The following is a 1,431-nucleotide window of genomic DNA, read 5'->3' as shown; positions in this document are numbered from 1 at the left end:
GGGTCGGGGTGGCCGAGGTCGACCTGCTGCGCGGGGCGGTGCGGCACTTCGCGGCGGCGATGGACGTGCACGGCGGCGGCCACGCCCGCCCCGCCCTCGCCCACTACCTCGCCGACACCGCCACGACCTGGCTGCACGCCCCCGGCAGTGAGCGCACCCACCGCCAACTCGCCACCCAGAGCGCCCACTTGGTGTTCGTCCTGGCGCGGATGCACAGCGACATGGGCTGTCACGGCATCGCCCAGCGCTACCTGGGCCTCGCGCTCGACCTCGCCCACGAGGCGCAGGACCGGGTGGCCTGGGCGATCACCCTGCGCGCCATGGCCGCACAGGCCCTGCACCTGGGCCACGGGCGGCCCGCCCTCGCGTATGCGCACGCCGCCGTCGACGCACTACCCGCGCAGGTCACCGACGCGGTGCGGGCCTTCACCCTGGCCCAGCTGGCCGTCGCGCACGCCGCCGCCGGTGACCGGGGTGAGGCCTTCGACGCTCTGCGGCGTGCCGGTGAGCACGAGCGCCGGGCCGAGGCGGGGGACCCGTTCGCCGACTACCCGTCAGGTGCGCTGGCCTTCCAGCAGGCCGAGGTCCACCGTGCCCTCGGCGACCTGCCCGCGGCCGCGCGCGCCCTGCACCGCTCCACCCAGGAACGCCCCGCCCACGACCGCCGCGGCCTCGCCCTCACCCTGGCCCGCCGCGCCGAACTCCTGCTGCGCACCGGCCGGATCGGGGAGGCCTGCGAGGTGTGGTCGCGGTTCCTGGACTGCGGCGGCGGGCTGCGCTCGCACAGCGTGGTCACGGCGACCCGCACCATGCGGGCGAGCCTGGGCCCGCTCTCCCGCCACCCGTCCGTACGCGCACTCCTCGACCGGGAGCGGGAGGGTACGGGCCGGTCGTAGGTGGCCCTGTGCAACCGTGGCCGGTTCGGGCTCCAAGTGGGTCTTGACGGCACCGCAAATGCGAAGAAACCCCGCATATGTTCGTATGCCATCAAGATCACCCGGCAGGGAGATCACCGTTGCCCACCCAGCCGCCACGGCAAGGAGCCGCAGATGAGCAACCGACAGGCGAGGCAGCCATGAACGACCCCTTCGCCTTCAGCCGCCTCCTTCCCGCGCCGCCGCGCCAGGACGCGACCGAACCCGAGTTACCGCACGCCCGCCACGTACCGGACCCGGGTGGAGAGCCGGACCGGTCCGCCGAGGACGCGGCGCCGGCGCGGACGGGCTGACCGTCCGGTGGACGAGGTGCCCGTCGGCCGTACGCGACCCGACGGGCACCTCGTTCGGCGGCCGGGCGCGGGCGGGCCACGCGTCACGCGTGGCCCGCCAGGGCCTGTCTTCGAACTCCCGCCTGCCCCGCGCCGGTTGTCGAGAGTGAACACTATGAACGCAACCGCGCAAGCCCTGGCCCCGACCCCCACCGGTTCCTAAC

2 protein-coding genes are annotated in these 1,431 nt (G+C 74.7%); both read left to right on the top strand.

Annotated features, from left to right (window positions below; translation table 11 throughout):
* A partial coding sequence (locus GUY60_RS37640) for a tetratricopeptide repeat protein (protein WP_376771369.1) occupies positions 1 to 896 on the top strand: 896 nt, incomplete at its 5' end.
* 179 nt (positions 897 to 1,075) lie between these two features.
* Positions 1,076 to 1,228, top strand: a complete 153-nt coding sequence (locus GUY60_RS37635) for a hypothetical protein (RefSeq protein WP_161705991.1) — start codon at positions 1,076 to 1,078, stop codon at positions 1,226 to 1,228.
* Positions 1,229 to 1,431: the final 203 nt, after the last annotated feature.

Source organism: Streptomyces boluensis (assembly GCF_009908195.1).
Classification (GTDB): domain Bacteria; phylum Actinomycetota; class Actinomycetes; order Streptomycetales; family Streptomycetaceae; genus Streptomyces; species Streptomyces boluensis.
This window is presented reverse-complemented; position numbering and strand designations above follow the sequence as displayed.